Here is a 14,953-nt window from a genome sequence, read left to right as displayed (position 1 = left end):
CGGCCGCCTCAAGGACTGGCGGCGGGTCGCCACACGATACGACCGATGTCCGGAAACCTTCTTCTCCGCGATCATGCTCGCCGCAACCGTCTTGTTCTGGCTGTCAAAAGCAATGAGTCTGGGCCCTAGATGAACCGTCGCAATCTAGCTGATGAGCGGATCAGATAAAGTGATCCAGACCGTCAGAGGGTACAAATCCAGATCAGCATCGCCGTCACAGAGCGTTGTCCGACCCAGGGTAAGGCCCTCACCAAAATCCGCGCCTGAAAAGAGAATGGAAGAGAAGAGGTAAGACTCAACGTTCATCGGCGCAAAATGGCCCGCTCGGACAAAATTGTCACGAAAGCTATGTAATTTCCAATTATGGCCGCTTTTGGTGAAATTGAACGGCTGATCACGATCCTCCGAAACCAAAAATAGACAAAACGCAGTCGGAAACAATGAAGGCTTTCGTCGCAGCATAAAAAAGTGGAGACTTGTCCTGATCAAAAATTTTCGAAGAATACCTGAAGGTAATTTTGTTGTTTTATAGCCATGTCACGGAGTTTTCGGGGCCTTCGTTAATGCTGTCGAGTGGCTGAAGTGTTGGCAAGGATAATATTCCATCGGGAATCGTGATGTCGAACGGGACTCGCTTCGAGATTTCACGAACGGCCTCGGCATAGATTTTCATTGACTGCGTAATTATATCAAGATGCTGCAGTTTTTTTATGTCGGACGGCGCAGTGCCGTGAAGGTCGCAATTTGATAATGCATCTTGAACCTCTTTCGCCAATATACATATTGTCTCCATATCTGTCGACAGGCGTGACGCAAGATCCTGAACATTAATTGGTCCGTTTTCAGAGAGGTTCATTTCATGGCTTCCAATCTAATCCATTTCCGTCATATGCGGCCCACCACCGACTCAATGACAGTACGCAATTCGCTTTGTGAGAATGGCTTGTGTAGCAGATTGTTCATTCCAAGTTTCTGTCCAGATCGTATTATCTCCGGAGTTGCTCGACCTGTAACTAAGATGAAACCAACTCCTTTAAGGTTTTGATTTGTGCGGATATGATGAAGTAACTGAATTCCGTTCATGTCGGGCATAAAAAAATCGGACAGCACTAAATGAACATTTTTTTTATGAAGTGTCTGCATTGCCGATTGCCCATCAGTAGCGGTCTCAATACTTAGAAAGCCGATCGCTTCAAGTGCCTGAGTTAGTAGGCCACGGCTTGTGGAAGTGTCGTCGACAACCAAGACCTTGAGTTTATCTTTTATAGACATCTTAACCTAGTTGTAAGTCGATTGAGCTGAAAGCTGGTATGTCGTCAGTGCCACTGGCTCAAGCCGGAAACCCTCAAAAGAAGGGATCCTCTCAGAGTGACCAACGAAAAGCCAACCACCGGGAGCAAGGCGCTCCTGTAACCGTTTCCAAAGCTGTATCTGGGCGCGCGCCTCAAAGTAAATTCCAACATTCCTGCAGAAAATTACATTAAATAGCTTTCTCATCGGCCACTCATCGCAGAGATTATGTTCTCTAAAAGACACCATATTCCGGATTTCCGCGGAAATTCTAAATCCAGAGACTTCTGGGATTAAGAATTTTTCTCTTAGGATCTCCGGGATCGGCGTTACCGTGTCAGATGAATACACCCCTTCCTGGCCAATTGATACCATCTTTGAGTCTATGTCCGTCGCAAGAACCCGGATGTCGCATTGCGAAAAATCTGGAGCCACGTCTGCGATCTCCATTGCCATCGAATATGCTTCTTGACCACTGGAAGAACCTGCAGACCACATGCGGATTGACTGACCTTGACGCGCTGCTTCGATTAGGGGTGGCAAGATTGTGTTTCGAAAGAAAGTGAAGTGATGTCGTTCGCGATAGAACTGGGTGAAGTTGGTTGTCATGGTCGAAATCATTGCGCGAAGTTCATCGGAGCCTTCGTCTGTTTGAACGAAGGCCACATAACTTTCGAAATTCTTGATCCCAGTTTCGCGTAAGCGGCGCGATAGACGCGACTGCAACATTGCGGCTTGAGAGCTAAGAAGCCGCATTCCGGCTTTTTCTCGAAGAATCTCCGCAATACGGTGCTGCTCCGCAGTTCCCAGTGGCATAGGGGAATTCATTCGTTTCGAGGTTGTCATGCAACTTCTGCCGAGATGTCTGGCAGCACGGCAGGGAGATTGAGAAGTCGTATCATCCGGTTCTCGACAACTGCGAGCGCACGAACAAATTTTTGTTGAACATAAGTTCCAACTTCGGGAGGAGGTTGCAGGTTTCCGCTCTCAAGCGTGAGAATATCTGATACCGCATGAACCAGTAGACCTGCAAGTTGAGAACCTAGATTAACTACAATGATGACATTACGTGAGTCGCCCGTAACTGCCGCCAGACCGAGGCGCATGGGCAGGTCGATTACCGGGAGAACTGTGCCCCTCAAGTTTATCACGCCACGAAGATGCGGAGGCGTATGTGGGAGTGGCGTCGGGCGTGTCCAGCCACGAATCTCTCGTACTGACATGATGTCAATGCAATATTCATCGTCGCCCAACCGGAAAGCAAGAAGCTCAAGTTCCTCTGAGGATTGAGGGTTGGATGTTGAGGATGGGCTGGTACTCATCGGTTTATCCTGCAAGGGCGAAATATTCTGTTCGTTTAGATTGGCCCGCGTTTTGAACCAGATCTGCGGGGTCGAGGATTAGCGCTATCCGCCCGTCGCCGAGGATAGTTGCTGCCGCAATTCCTGGAAGGTGGCCAAAAGTGCGTTGCAAACCCTTGATTACGACCTGACGCTGTTCGACGATTCCGTCAACGATCAGTGCGGCTCTTGCGCCGTCTTCCTGGGCTGTAAGGAGTACTATCCCACCATCTTCTGTTGAACGCGGAGGGCGGTACCCGAGCTCTGATCCTAAATCGAAAATCGGCAAGAATGCTCCGCGAACATGAAGCACCTGATGACCTCCGGCAATCGTGCGTACATCGGAAGGCGCAAGTGCGGCGGTCTCAGTGATCGAGGATAGTGGAACCACGAGTGTTTCGTTCGAAACTGTCACGACCATTCCATCTAGAACCGCGAGCGTTAGCGGTAACGAGATCGTGAATTTTGTCCCTAATCCTGGATCCGATTCGATCACGATGCGACCGCCTAGGAGATGAATTCCTTGTCTCACAACGTCCATTCCGACGCCGCGGCCCGATACCTCAGACACCTCTGATGCAGTCGAAAATCCTGGAAGAAATAGAAGATTGTCTATTTCAACGTCTGAGAGTGCAAGATCCGAGGTGATCAAGCCGCGACTTGCCGCGACACGACGAACCTTGTCGCGGTCGATCCCCGCTCCGTCGTCAGAAAGTTCAATCACGAGGCGACCGGCTCTATGCCTCGCAGAGAGGTTCACCTCGCCTTCCACAGTTTTTCCTGCAGCCCGGCGTTTCTCTGGGGATTCTATACCATGATCTATTGCGTTTCGGATCATGTGCGTGAGCGGTTCGGCCAAACGCTCGATTACGGTTTTGTCGACTTCTGTCGATTCTCCCGACATGATCATACGTACGTTTTTTCCGGTTGCCGCAGAAACCTCGCGGACAATGCGCGCCATGCGCTGAAACAGTGGTTTAACCGCCTGTGCGCGGATCAGCATGACACTGTCCTGAATTTCCCGGGTCAGGCTGTTGAACGATTCCAGCCCGGTCATAACGGCTGAGTTCGATTGCATTCCGGCTTCAGAGACGCTTTGTGCGAGCATTGCCTGATTGATCACAAGCTCGCCAACTAGATTCATCAACCGATCCACGCGATCAAGGTCCACGCGGACGGTGGTGCTGACCTCATCTCTGGCGGGACGGGCCTCGCGTTCTCCGGCAGCCGTTTTTGGCTCCGGTTCCGGGTTAGGCGCTGAAAATTTCTCAGTAATGGGCTCTGTCGGCAAAAAGTCAGTCGTTACCGTGTTTTCCGATACCGCGCTGGATACCGATAGCTCACAAAGATCATCGACGAATTCGAAAACCTCGCGAATGTCTGTCTCGTTGAGATTTCCGGGCAGCTCGATCGTCCAGGACAGCGCCGCCTCATCGGCGTCGAGTGCTGTCAACGGTGGCACATCTTCTTGGTTACAGCCGATATGCGTCGCTCCGAGATCTTGCAGAGCACGCAGAAGGAACAGCGGCTCGTTGCCCGATTGATAGAGCTTTGCATAGGGTCGAAAGAAGACGTGCCAGCCGACCGTCATCGGTTCATTATCAATCAGGCTGAAATCCAGCGCAAGTGGCTGAAACACCAGATCCGATGCATCGCCCATGTCCGGCATCAGCGCTTCCAGTTGCCGCAGGCAGGGCTCACCATCTGGGAGGGCGCTACCATCGCGCGCGGCGCGCAAGAAATCCTGCAGCAGATCCGCCCCTTGGAACAAGAGCTTCAGAAGTTGGTCGTTCAGATCGACGTGATTTTCCCGAAGCGCATCCAGTACGGATTCGAGCCTGTGGGAAAAATTCACCAGATCGGAGAATCCGAATGCCCCGGCTCCCCCTTTGATGGAGTGCACGGCGCGGAAAACGGTATTGATCGTATCGGGGCTCGGCGCCTTCGACGAGAGATCGGACAGGCCGTCCTGAAAGGATTCGAGAAGCTCTTCGCATTCGACGAAAAAGCCTGCACGGATTTCGGCAAGTGGATCTGTCGTCATTCTCGCCTCCTCAGCCTGCGACCATATGCAAGGCTTTGACCAGCTTCGCCGGGTCGAACGGCTTCACGATCCAGCCGGTCGCTCCGGCGGCGCGGGCGCGGGCGCGGAGTTCTGGAGCCGCTTCCGTCGTGAGGACAAGGATCGGGATCGCGCGGAAGCAATCTTGCTGACGTATTGCTTCGATGAAGCCGAACCCGTCGAGCCGGGGCATGTTTATGTCGGAAATGATAGCATCCGGCGTGACGTCGCGCAGCCTTTCCAGCCCGGCGATCCCATCTTCTGCGGTGTGCACCGTAATACCCGCCTCCCGGAGCGTGTGACTGACGAGGTCGCGGATCGTCCGGCTGTCATCCACGGCGAGCACTGTCAGTGACATGTGATTTCTCCCGTCTGAAGATCGCGGAGCGGAACACCGAAACACTGCAGCGCGGAATCAAAGGCGTCGGACCGTGGCTCGATCCGCAGGGTCAGGCCCGCGGCGCGCCAGCTTTGCGCAGAGGCGATCAGCAACTGCAGCCCGAGCGCGCCGAGATGCGTGACCTGGCCCGCATCCAGCACCAGATCCCTACCGAGATTCTCGCGCAGGGCTTCGGCAGCCGGCCCGATATGTGCCAGATCCAGCCGCGGGGGCAGCTGCAAAGTTGCGGGCATCTCTAGGGCGTTAGCAGGGCCTGATCTCATGCCACTCATACCTCGGTCGTTACGAGGTTGAAGCTAACGTCTGCTCCCTTAACAATCGCTTGATGGCGAACCGAATTCCTCTACTTGATCATATTCATGTAGGCCGCGCAGCCGAGCAGCGCGGCATAGTCGTCCTCGATCAGGTGCATGGGGAAAGCGCTCAGGAAATTCGAGAATCTGCCCTTTGCGTGGAACGCCTGCTCAAAGCCGTATTCGGTAAGCAGGGGTGTGAAGGCCCGCGCCATGCCCCCGATCAGATAGATGCCGCCGAACGGCAGATGCGTGAGCGCGAGATCGCCCGCGACGGCGCCCATGGCGCGCACGAAAAGCCGCGCAGCGTCGCGCGCCAGAGGATCGCCAGCAGCAATCGCCGCCATGATCGCGGCCGAATCGCGCGACACCTCTTGGCCCGCCTCGGCGCAGACGAAATCATAGACATGCACCAGCCCGCGGCCGGACAGAACGTCCTCGACCGACGCAAACCCATGCTCCCGGGCCACGAAACGCGCCAGGCGCTCGTCGGCCTCGGAGCTGACGGGCAGGGTGACGTGGCCGCATTCGGAAGCCGTGACGATCCGCCCGCCCGGTCCTTCGTGTACGGGGGCGGCATTGAAGCCGGTGCCGATCCCGATCACCAGCTGGCTCGCATCGGGCAGGGCGGGGCGGCCGGGAAGGATCGGGCGCAGCATCTCCGGGGCGATCCGGCCGAGCGCATAGCCCTGGGCCTGGAGATCGTTCAGGACCGAGACGCGCCCGGCGCGCAAGGCCTGCGCCACTGCGCCGGATTCGATGACCCAGGAAAGGTTCGTCATCGTCGCGACCCCGTCGCGTACCGGCCCCGCCGCGGCGATGCAGGCGCCATCCAGGTCGGCAATGCCTTTCTCGGCGATATAGGCCCGCAGAACCGGCTCCAGCGCGGGTTGCCCGGCATTGGCATAGCGGCTGATGGTTTCAGGCAGCAGCCGCCCCTCCTGCGACAGGACAACGCGGGTATTGGTACCGCCGATATCGGCCAGCAGGGTGTAACGGGACATGTCAGCGCTCCAGATCCGTCGTTTCAGCGTGATAGGACGGCTTTTGCCCGGGCCGCAAGGTTCCACGATGCGCGGGGCTTTCGGCGCGGGACGCGGGCTGGCGTCATATTACACATGGATGCGGCCAAAGCCCATTTAAGAACAACAATGTCTCCAATTGTGAAACGTTGCCGCGCCCTTTATCATTGGCTCTGGATTGAATTTCGGCTGGGCGCGCACATGCATGAGAACTGGGATGATACCGGTCGGGGCGCGGCTGAGCAGGGCTGCGCTGGCGGCAGCACCGGCGCGCGCCGATGAGCTGGTGTTCAGGCCGGGCGCGGATCCGCGCTTTCACTGGGAGAGCTTCGAAGCCCTGAAATCGCAGGATCTGCGCGGCCAGACCCTCACCGTGATGGCGCCGTGGCTCGGGCCAGACAAGGTGCTGTTTGAAAGCGTGCTGGCCTATTTCGAGGCGGCGACCGGGATCAAGGTGATCTATTCCGGCTCTTCCAGCTTCGAGCAGCAGATCGTCATTGATGCCGAGGCCGGTGCGCCGCCGGATATCGCGGGCATTCCGCAGCCGGGCCTTGCGGCAGACCTGGCGCGCAAGGGCTACCTGCGCCCGCTGCGGCCCGCGACCGCCGATTGGCTGAAAGAGCACTATGCCCTTGGCGAGACCTGGGCCGGGTATGGCACCTATCCGGGGCCGGATGGCGCGGCGCGGCTCTATGCTTTCCCCTACAAGGCGGATGTGAAATCCTTGGTCTGGTATGTGCCGGAAAATTTCGCGCAGGCGGGGTATAATGTCCCGCACAGCATGGAGGAGCTGAAGGCGCTCACCGAGCGGATCGTGGCCGATGGCGGCACGCCCTGGTGCATCGGCATTGCCTCCGGCGGCGCAACCGGCTGGCCGGCGACGGACTGGGTGGAGGATCTGATGCTCCGCCTCTATCCGCCCGAAACATATGACGATTGGGTCGCAAACAGGCTCCGCTTCGACGATCCGAAGGTGGTGGCGGCGGTGACGGAATTCGGCTGGTTCGCCGGCACGGACGCCCATGTGGCGGGCGGCGCGCAGGCCGTCGCCACGACCGATTTCCGCGACAGTGTGCGCGGCCTCTTCACTGTGCCGCCGCAATGCTATCTGCACCATCAGGGCTCGTTCATACCGTCGTTCTTTCCGGAGGGTGTGCAGCCCGGGCGCGATGTGGATGTCTTTGCGCTGCCGCCCTATGCGGCGCGGGGGCCGGGGGTGCCGGTGCTGGGCGCGGCGACGCTGTTTGCCAAGCTGACCGACAATCCGGCATCCGACGCCTTCATCGCCTTCCTGCAAACCCCGATCGCGCATGAGATCTGGATGGCGCAGGAGGGTTTCACCACGCCTTACCGGGACGTGAACGCCGATGTCTATGCCAACCCGGTGCTGCGCAAGATGAACGACATGCTGCTTCAGGCCAACAGCTTCCGCTTCGACGGCTCCGACCTGATGCCCGGAGCGATCGGCGCAGGCGCCTTCTGGACGGGGATGGTGGATTTCGTGGGCGGCACCTCCGCAGAGGTGGTCACCTCCCGGATCCAGGCGACCTGGGACGGGGTGAAGAAATAGGATGCGCGGCGGATGGAGCAGCTGATCGGCGCTGCGGGGATGATCGTCGTAGGGACGTTCGGCTGCGTCCTGTGGCTCTGGATATCGAATGCGGTGCTGGATCTGTTGCTGCGGAAGGGGGGGCATCTGCGCCGCGCCGGGGTGATCCGGCCCTGGCTGTTTCTGGGGCCGGCGGTGCTGCTCATGGGCATGTACCTGGCCTATCCGGTGCTGTGTTCGCTCTGGCTCAGCCTGAAGGATGCGGATGGCGCGCAATGGGCCGGGGGTACGAATTACCGCTGGCTCGCCCAAGACCCGAAGTTTCGCGAAGCCCTGCGCAACACGCTGCTCTGGCTGGCGCTCGTCCCGGCGGTGACGACGGCACTGGGGCTGCTGGCCGCGCGGCTGACGGTGGCTGCGCGGTGGGGCGGGCTCGCGACGGTGCTGATCCTCATGCCGGTCGCCATGTCCTTCACCGGGGCGGGGGTCATCTGGAAATTCGTCTATGAGTACCGCGCAGCCGGGCAGGCGCAGACGGGCCTTCTGAACGCGGTGCTGGCGTCTCTGGGCGGCGCGGCGCAAAACTGGCTGAGCCTGCCCGGCTGGAACAATCTGTGCCTGATGGCGGTGCTGGTCTGGGCCCAGACCGGCTTTGCCATGGTGCTTCTGCAAGGCGCGCTTCGGCGGATCCCGCAGGACATTCTCGATGCGGCGGTGCTGGATGGCGCGACGCCCTGGCAGGCGTTCTTCCGGATCCAGCTGCCGCATATCCGCGGTGCGATCATGGCGGTCTGGACGGCGGTCACGGTGGTGGCGCTCAAGGTTTTCGACATCGTCCATGTCATGACCAACGGACAATGGGGCACGCAGGTTCTGGCCAATCTCATGTATGACTGGATGTTCCGCGGGGCGCCGGATTACGGGCGCGGATCGGCCATCGCCGTGGTGCTCATGGCGCTGATGGTGCCGATGATGATCGCGAACCTGCGCAGGGCAGGGGCCTGATGCGCGCGGTGGCGTGGGGAGCGCTTGCGCTGCTGGTGGTTCTCTGGGTCGTGCCGACGCTGGGGCTGCTGCTGACCTCGCTGCGCACGCCGGATCAGATCGCGCAATCGGGCTGGTGGCGGGCGGCCTCTCCGGTCATGCTTGCCGGGTTCGTGCGCACAGGTGCTGCGACCGAGCCCCTTGCGGGCGGCTGGGTCGCTGCGGGCAGCGTGCTTGCGCCGGAGCAGTCGTTGATCGGCTGGGGGGTGGATGCGCGCGCGCCCGATGCGTTCCGGCCGGGAGAGACTGCGGATCTGGGGCAGGGGCGGCGCCTGAGTGTTCTGGCGGATGGCCGCTACACATTGTGGACGCCCGAGCGCACCGACGCGGACCGTGGCACGCGCATTTTCATCACGACCCGCTCCCCGCCCCGGCTCAAGCTCGACAATTACGCCCGGGTGATCGGGGCCGAGGGCCTGGGGCGCGCGGTTCTGAACACCATGACGGTGACGATCCCGGCAACCGTGCTCCCGATCGCGATCGCCGCCTTTGCGGCCTATGCGCTGGCCTGGATGGAGCTGCCGGGAAAATCGCTGCTGATCGCGGCGCTGCTGTGCCTGATGGCGATGCCGCTTCAGCTGGCGCTGATCCCGCTGCTGAAGCTGCATGGGATCCTTGGGATCGGCAAAAGTTATGTCGGGATCTGGCTGGCGCATACCGGCTTCGGGCTGCCGCTGATGGTCTATCTGCTGCACGGATACATGCTCAGGCTGCCCACGGCGATCATTGCCAGCGCCCGCCTGGACGGTGCCTCCGAGCTGCGGATCTTCGCGCGCATCGTGCTGCCGCTCTGTGCGCCGGCGCTGGCGGCTCTGGCCGCGCTCCAGTTTCTGTGGGTCTGGAACGATTTGCTGGTGGCGCTGGTGTTCCTTGGCAACCGCCCCGATCAACTGGTTCTGACCGGGGCCTTGCGCGACATGCTGGGCTCGCGTGGCGGCGCATGGAATATCCTCGCGGCATCGGCCTTCGTGTCGATGATGATTCCTCTGGCCGTCTTCGTGCTGATGCAGAAATATCTGATGCGTGGCATGCTGACCGGAGCAGTGAAGGGAGGCTGAGATGTCGGTGCTGAAGAAGGATCCGAACTGGTGGCGCGGTGCGGTGATCTATCAGATCTATCCGCGCAGCTTTCAGGATTCCAATGGCGACGGGGTAGGGGATCTGGCCGGGATCACCGCGCGCCTGCCCTATGTTGCCACGCTTGGTGTCGATGCGATCTGGATCTCGCCATTCTTCACCTCGCCGATGAAGGATTTTGGCTATGACGTTGCCGATTACCGTGGTGTCGACCCTTTGTTCGGAACGCTGGATGATTTCGACCGGCTGCTCGAGGTGGCCCATGCGCTTGGGCTGAAAGTGATGATCGATCTGGTGCTGAGCCATACGTCGGATCAGCACCCATGGTTCCGTGAAAGCCGCAGCGACCGCAGCAATGCCCGGGCGGACTGGTATGTCTGGGCCGACCCGAAACCCGATGGCACGGCGCCCAACAACTGGCTGTCGGTCTTCGGCGGCTCGGCATGGCAATGGGAGCCGCGGCGCGAGCAGTACTATCTGCACAATTTTCTGAGCGCGCAGCCGGATCTCAACTTCCATTCCGATGCCGTGCAGGCGGCGCTGCTGGATGTGGCGCGGTTCTGGCTGGAGCGCGGGGTCGATGGTTTTCGCCTCGACACAATCAATTTCTATATGCACGACAATATGTTGCGCGACAATCCTCCACTTCCGCCGGAAGAGCGCAACGACCATACGGCGCCAAAGGTCAACCCGTACAATCACCAGCACCACATCTACGACAAGAATCACCCGCAAAACATTGAATTTCTGCGGAAACTCAGGAGGATCATGGATCCTTACAAGGCTGCGGCCGTCGGCGAGATCGGCGATAGCAAGCGCGGCCTGGAGATCCTCGGAGAATATACCTCCGGGGAGGATGCGGTCCATATGTCCTATGCCTTCGAGCTGCTGTCCGGGCACGAACCCTTGCCGGCAGCGTTCATTGCCGAGGTGTTTCGCAAAGTGGCGCAAGTCGCTCCGGAAGGCTGGGCCTGCTGGGCTTGCTCGAACCATGACGTGATGCGCCATGTCAGCCGCTGGTCTCTGACCGACAAGGCCGCCCGATGCTACGTGACCTTGCTGATGTGCTTGCGCGGGTCTGTTTGCCTGTATCAGGGAGAGGAACTGGGGATGCCGGAAACTGAGATTGCATATGAAGACCTCCGCGATCCATACGGGATTGAATTCTGGCCTGAATTCAAGGGCCGCGACGGGGCTCGCACACCGATGGTCTGGTCCGGCTCCGAGCCTCACGCGGGCTTCAGTGTGGCGCGGCCTTGGTTGCCAATCCCTCAAAGCCATCTGGCTTTGGCGGTGGATCGGGCTGAAGCGGAGCCCGCGAGCATTTTGCAGCATTATCGCCGCGTGATTGCCTTGCGCCACGCCCATGGAGCATTGGCCCGTGGGCTGATGACCCAAGTTGCCGTGGAAGGATCGGTGCTGCAGTTCATACGCGACGATGGCCATGAAACGTTGCTGTGCGTCTTCAATCTTTCCGAGAGCAAGGCCCAGGTGGCGCTGCCCACTTGTGCATGGGAGCCGGTCGCAGGCCTTGATGAGCCGGCGGAGATAGAGGGCGCGGCGCTGGTCATGGAGCCTTGGAGCGCCGTGATTTTGAAACCGGTTGATTTAATTAAAATTACATAACATTGATTATCGGATTTCCGCCGAGGCTCTTTCCCTCTATTTTGATGGTGCACAATATCAAAACTGAGGGAAAGAAATGACCGAGGAAAATGACGGACCCAGCCGCCGAACCACCGACCACGCTCACACTCTACGCGACGGACGCAAACGGATCAACGGTACAGTTGGAAGCCGCCCGCAGCCGCCGCTATGGCAGGAGGTTTGCGACGATGTTTTCCGACACGATGGCCCTGCTGAGCAGGCTGGACAGGCCGAGTTGCTATCGCTGCTCTGCGGCCCGGTGTTTTCGGGCACCCAGAGCATTGCGGCTCTCAGTCCTGCTCAAGCATTGGCTTGATCGGCCCGAGCACCGACTCCGCTGGCGTACTGACCGGGATACTGATCGTCGGCCCGCTCGATGTGGCGGAGCTGCTGTCATCTGCGTTCGGATTCGTCGGCTCAGGCACGATGTCGTAGGAAACTGTCACGGCGCTGGCGGCGCACGCATAGCCGCCGATGGACGTGATCATGGCGATCACGCGAATAGTCTTCACAACGCGCACTCCCCTCAGTGCAGACACTCTTCAACAGGGCATCGATAGCACGTTTGCCGCAGGCGCTCACCTGTATCCTCGGCGTAACCTTAACGCATCCTGGAATTGTGGCGGCTTTCAGCTTGCCGGTTGATCATGGCGTCGGCTTCAAGCCTTGGGCCTGATTGGCCTCGGCCGGTGCTCGTCGTGCGAACTCATAATGTGGGTGCCGGCAGTTATAAAACGACCGAGCCACGGCCTCCCTCCAACGCTGCGATGCAAATACCAACACGCCTGCCGCCTCGGGGCGGCCAATCCACGATGGCCAAAGGATAATGAAAACCCCGCCATGAAGCGCGCGCGGTCCTAAACTCGTTCGTCAGCCAGGCCGTTCGCCCCGTCTTATCTGGCGGCAGGCTAATTAAATTGTCCAGTTACAGGGATGCGCTCCTCGTCCGTCAGCGTACCATCAGCCCACCTGCCGGCCCTTCCGCCCGTGCCCATTTCCCATGGAAGTCCTCTGGCCCCGCCAGAAGCAAACAGGCGGAGCAGTCCCCTGCCCCGCCCGTACGCGCCGGATCCGGATCGCGTCAGTTCATGCCAAGCTTGCCACGCAGCATCGAGAGGTCCTCGGCCAGCGTATTCACCTTGGTCGACAGCACGGTGCGGTCCGTCTCCGTCAGTTCCGAATAGGAAACGAAGGCGCCATCACGTTCGTATTTCGACAAAACCGTGTTCACCGAGGCGAAATTGGCATCGACCTTCGCCACGAACTCCGAGTCCTGATCGGCCACGAGCGGCCGGAACAGCACATAGATCTTCTCCGCGCCCTCGAAGTTTGCGTCGAAATCCCACAGGTCGGTGTGCGAATAACGGTCTTCCTCACCGGAGATCTTCGTCGCGGCGACCTCTTCCATCAGCACCGCAGCACCGCCCACCACCACCTCGGGCGGGAAGGTCAGCGCGTTGATGCGGCTGTCCAGCTCCTTCACATTCGCCAGCAGGCCATCGGCATAGTCATGCACATGATCGGTCTTGCCCTCGACCCAGAGCGCGTATTCCAGGCGGTGGAACCCGGTGAAGGTTGGATCGGCCTCGCCTTTCTCGAAATCGTCGGCGCGCGCGTCGATGGCACTGTCGAGGTCAGCGAACAGCTCGGCAATCGGCTCGACCTTCTCATAGCTGGTGCGGGTCGGGCCGAACAGCGCCTTCGCCTTCTCGATGTCATTGGCCTTGATCGCGGCGACGAAGGTCTCCACATCGCCCACCAGCTGCGCGGTATTCTCGGCGACATAGATCTTGTAGTCGGACAGCGGCCCGACCAGGTCGAGCGACGGCTCGGCCGCGAAGGACGGCGCGGCCACCGCCAGCGCGAGAGCCGAAGTCCTGAGGAAACGTGCGAACATGGAGGTCTCTCCTTGAGGCGTGGTGGGCTGGCGCGGGTTCACAGGAGACCCTTGGCTGCGGAAATCAGTCCGGAGGCCAGGTAATCCTCCGGCCCCGTCACCCCCGGCAGCGTGAAGAAATAGCCGCCGCCGATGGGTTTGAAGTATTCCTCCATCAGCTCGCCGTTCAGCCGGTTCTGCACGGTGATGAACCCCGCTTCCAGATCCGCCTGATAGCAGATGAACAGCAGACCCTGATCGAGCTGGCCGTTCTTCATGACGCCGTTGGAGTAGTTGAAGGCGCGCCGCAGGATCAGGTTCTTCTGCGTCTGCGGGGTGCGCGGATTGGCCAGCCGGATATGCGACTGCAGATGGGTGTGCTTGCCCTCCGGGTCGCGCGCATAATCGGGCACGTCGCGTTCCGTGGCGCCGGGGCCGCCATCCATCGGCGCGCCCGACATCTTGCGGCGGCCGAAATCGCGCTCCTGCTCCTGCAGCGGCGTGCGGTCCCAGCGTTCCACCATGTTCCGGATCAGCCTTACGACCTGATAGCTGCCGCCCTCGGCCCAGTCGGGCTCGCCCTCACCGGCGCCGACCCAGACGATGGACTCCATCAGCGCGGCGTCGTTGGAATCGGGGTTGGCCGAGCCGTCGCGGAAGCCCAGGAAATTGCGCGCAGACGGCGTGGAGCCATCGGCCGCAGGCACCACCGGCGGCACATCCCCGGCCTGCATCCAGCGGATCACCAGGAATTCCGACAGGTTCTTCATGATGTCGCGCAGCGCGTGGATATTGGTGTCCTGCAAGTTGGCACAGAACTGGATGGTCATGTCGCCATGGCACAGATCGGCCGCCAGCGCATCGTTCGGGAACTGCACCATCGGCTGCAGCCGGCGCGGCTTGTGCGCCTGCAGCCAGTCGAACCGCTGGAACAGCCCGTCGCCGAGGCTCACGGTGATGGTCTGGTTGTCGGAGGCGACATGCGGCCCCAGAAGCCCGGAATCGGCCGGCGGCAGCTTCGGGTCGCGCTCCGGCACCGCGCCGCCCTGGGTCAGGAACCGGGCGCGCTCGGTCAGGAGCTTCATCATCCGCTCGAATTCCGCGAGGCTGGTGATCGCAAGATCAAAGGCCACGAGGATCCCGCTTGCGGGGCGCGGCGTGGTGATCCCGGCCTGATGGCGGCCATGGAATTCCACCCGTTGCGCGGTGCTGACGGCATCGCCCTGCGGCGCGTCATTCACCTGCGGCTGTGCTTCGGCGCCGGCCTGCCCTGCGGCAAGCGCGCCCACGGCCCCTGCCCCGAACCCCATCAGGACGTGGCGGCGGCTCGGCCCGGCTGCGTTCCCGTTCATC

General features: G+C 60.1%; 16 protein-coding genes. 4 read left to right on the top strand and 12 right to left on the bottom strand.

The genetic code is table 11. From position 1 onward, the window contains the following. Nucleotides 1–144: 144 nt before the first annotated feature. From ACOMG5_RS14250 to ACOMG5_RS14210, 9 genes are all read right to left on the bottom strand, one after another. Entirely contained in the window at nucleotides 145–462 is a 318-nt protein-coding gene (locus ACOMG5_RS14250) for a hypothetical protein (protein WP_420344467.1), read from the bottom strand. A 64-nt stretch (nucleotides 463–526) separates the two neighbouring features. Continuing rightward, a complete protein-coding gene (locus ACOMG5_RS14245) occupies nucleotides 527–856 on the bottom strand; it encodes a hypothetical protein (protein WP_420344466.1) in 330 nt (109 codons plus the stop codon). 29 nt (nucleotides 857–885) lie between these two features. Continuing rightward, on the bottom strand, nucleotides 886–1,272 hold the full coding sequence (locus tag ACOMG5_RS14240; RefSeq protein WP_420344465.1) for a response regulator: 387 nt from the start codon (nucleotides 1,270–1,272) through the stop codon (nucleotides 886–888). Nucleotides 1,273–1,278: 6 nt separating this feature from the next. Then, entirely contained in the window at nucleotides 1,279–2,136 is an 858-nt protein-coding gene (locus ACOMG5_RS14235; RefSeq protein WP_420344464.1) for a CheR family methyltransferase, read from the bottom strand. Beyond that, nucleotides 2,133–2,612 (bottom strand): chemotaxis protein CheW, encoded by a 480-nt coding sequence (locus ACOMG5_RS14230; protein ID WP_420344463.1) that lies wholly within the window; start codon nucleotides 2,610–2,612, stop codon nucleotides 2,133–2,135. The genes ACOMG5_RS14235 and ACOMG5_RS14230 overlap by 4 nt, the downstream gene beginning before the upstream one ends. A 4-nt stretch (nucleotides 2,613–2,616) precedes the next feature. Continuing rightward, the gene (locus tag ACOMG5_RS14225) at nucleotides 2,617–4,674 is read right to left on the bottom strand and encodes a chemotaxis protein CheA (RefSeq protein ID WP_420344462.1); all 2,058 of its coding nucleotides are present in this window, start codon (nucleotides 4,672–4,674) and stop codon (nucleotides 2,617–2,619) included. Between the two features lie 10 nt (nucleotides 4,675–4,684). Beyond that, nucleotides 4,685–5,050 carry a response regulator gene (locus ACOMG5_RS14220; RefSeq protein ID WP_420344461.1) on the bottom strand — a complete coding sequence of 122 codons (366 nt, stop codon included), beginning with the start codon at nucleotides 5,048–5,050 and terminating at the stop codon, nucleotides 4,685–4,687. Then, nucleotides 5,041–5,325: an STAS domain-containing protein gene (locus ACOMG5_RS14215; protein WP_420344460.1), complete on the bottom strand. Its 285-nt coding sequence runs from the start codon at nucleotides 5,323–5,325 to the stop codon at nucleotides 5,041–5,043. Before ACOMG5_RS14215 ends, ACOMG5_RS14220 begins: the two co-directional genes overlap by 10 nt. A gap of 110 nt (nucleotides 5,326–5,435) precedes the next feature. After that, on the bottom strand, nucleotides 5,436–6,389 hold the full coding sequence (locus ACOMG5_RS14210) for a glucokinase (protein ID WP_420344459.1): 954 nt from the start codon (nucleotides 6,387–6,389) through the stop codon (nucleotides 5,436–5,438). A gap of 235 nt (nucleotides 6,390–6,624) precedes the next feature. Between ACOMG5_RS14210 and ACOMG5_RS14205 the strand changes: the two genes are divergently transcribed. From ACOMG5_RS14205 to ACOMG5_RS14190, 4 genes are read left to right on the top strand one after another with little or no spacing between them, the layout of a single operon-like run. Next, a complete protein-coding gene (locus tag ACOMG5_RS14205) occupies nucleotides 6,625–7,977 on the top strand; it encodes an ABC transporter substrate-binding protein (protein WP_420344458.1) in 1,353 nt (450 codons plus the stop codon). A 12-nt stretch (nucleotides 7,978–7,989) separates the two neighbouring features. Further along, the gene (locus tag ACOMG5_RS14200) at nucleotides 7,990–8,961 is read left to right on the top strand and encodes a carbohydrate ABC transporter permease (protein WP_420344457.1); all 972 of its coding nucleotides are present in this window, start codon (nucleotides 7,990–7,992) and stop codon (nucleotides 8,959–8,961) included. Continuing rightward, a complete protein-coding gene (locus tag ACOMG5_RS14195; RefSeq protein ID WP_420344456.1) occupies nucleotides 8,961–10,058 on the top strand; it encodes a carbohydrate ABC transporter permease in 1,098 nt (365 codons plus the stop codon). Before ACOMG5_RS14200 ends, ACOMG5_RS14195 begins: the two co-directional genes overlap by 1 nt. Before the next feature lies 1 nt (nucleotide 10,059). Then, nucleotides 10,060–11,703 carry an alpha-amylase family glycosyl hydrolase gene (locus tag ACOMG5_RS14190; RefSeq protein WP_420344455.1) on the top strand — a complete coding sequence of 548 codons (1,644 nt, stop codon included), beginning with the start codon at nucleotides 10,060–10,062 and terminating at the stop codon, nucleotides 11,701–11,703. Between the two features lie 311 nt (nucleotides 11,704–12,014). Here the strand turns inward: ACOMG5_RS14190 and ACOMG5_RS14185 are convergent, their stop codons facing one another. From ACOMG5_RS14185 to efeB, 3 genes are all read right to left on the bottom strand, one after another. Then, nucleotides 12,015–12,236: a hypothetical protein gene (locus tag ACOMG5_RS14185; protein WP_420344454.1), complete on the bottom strand. Its 222-nt coding sequence runs from the start codon at nucleotides 12,234–12,236 to the stop codon at nucleotides 12,015–12,017. A 569-nt stretch (nucleotides 12,237–12,805) separates the two neighbouring features. Further along, entirely contained in the window at nucleotides 12,806–13,621 is an 816-nt protein-coding gene (efeO, locus tag ACOMG5_RS14180) for an iron uptake system protein EfeO (RefSeq protein ID WP_420344453.1), read from the bottom strand. 38 nt (nucleotides 13,622–13,659) lie between these two features. Beyond that, on the bottom strand, nucleotides 13,660–14,952 hold the full coding sequence (gene efeB, locus ACOMG5_RS14175) for an iron uptake transporter deferrochelatase/peroxidase subunit (protein ID WP_420344452.1): 1,293 nt from the start codon (nucleotides 14,950–14,952) through the stop codon (nucleotides 13,660–13,662). Nucleotide 14,953: the final 1 nt, after the last annotated feature.

Origin of the sequence: Paenirhodobacter sp. (genome assembly GCF_041916475.1) — a bacterium.
Lineage (GTDB): Bacteria > Pseudomonadota > Alphaproteobacteria > Rhodobacterales > Rhodobacteraceae > Rhodobacter.
The sequence above is the reverse complement of the archived record's forward strand: the minus strand, read 5'-3'. Positions and strand labels throughout refer to the sequence as shown.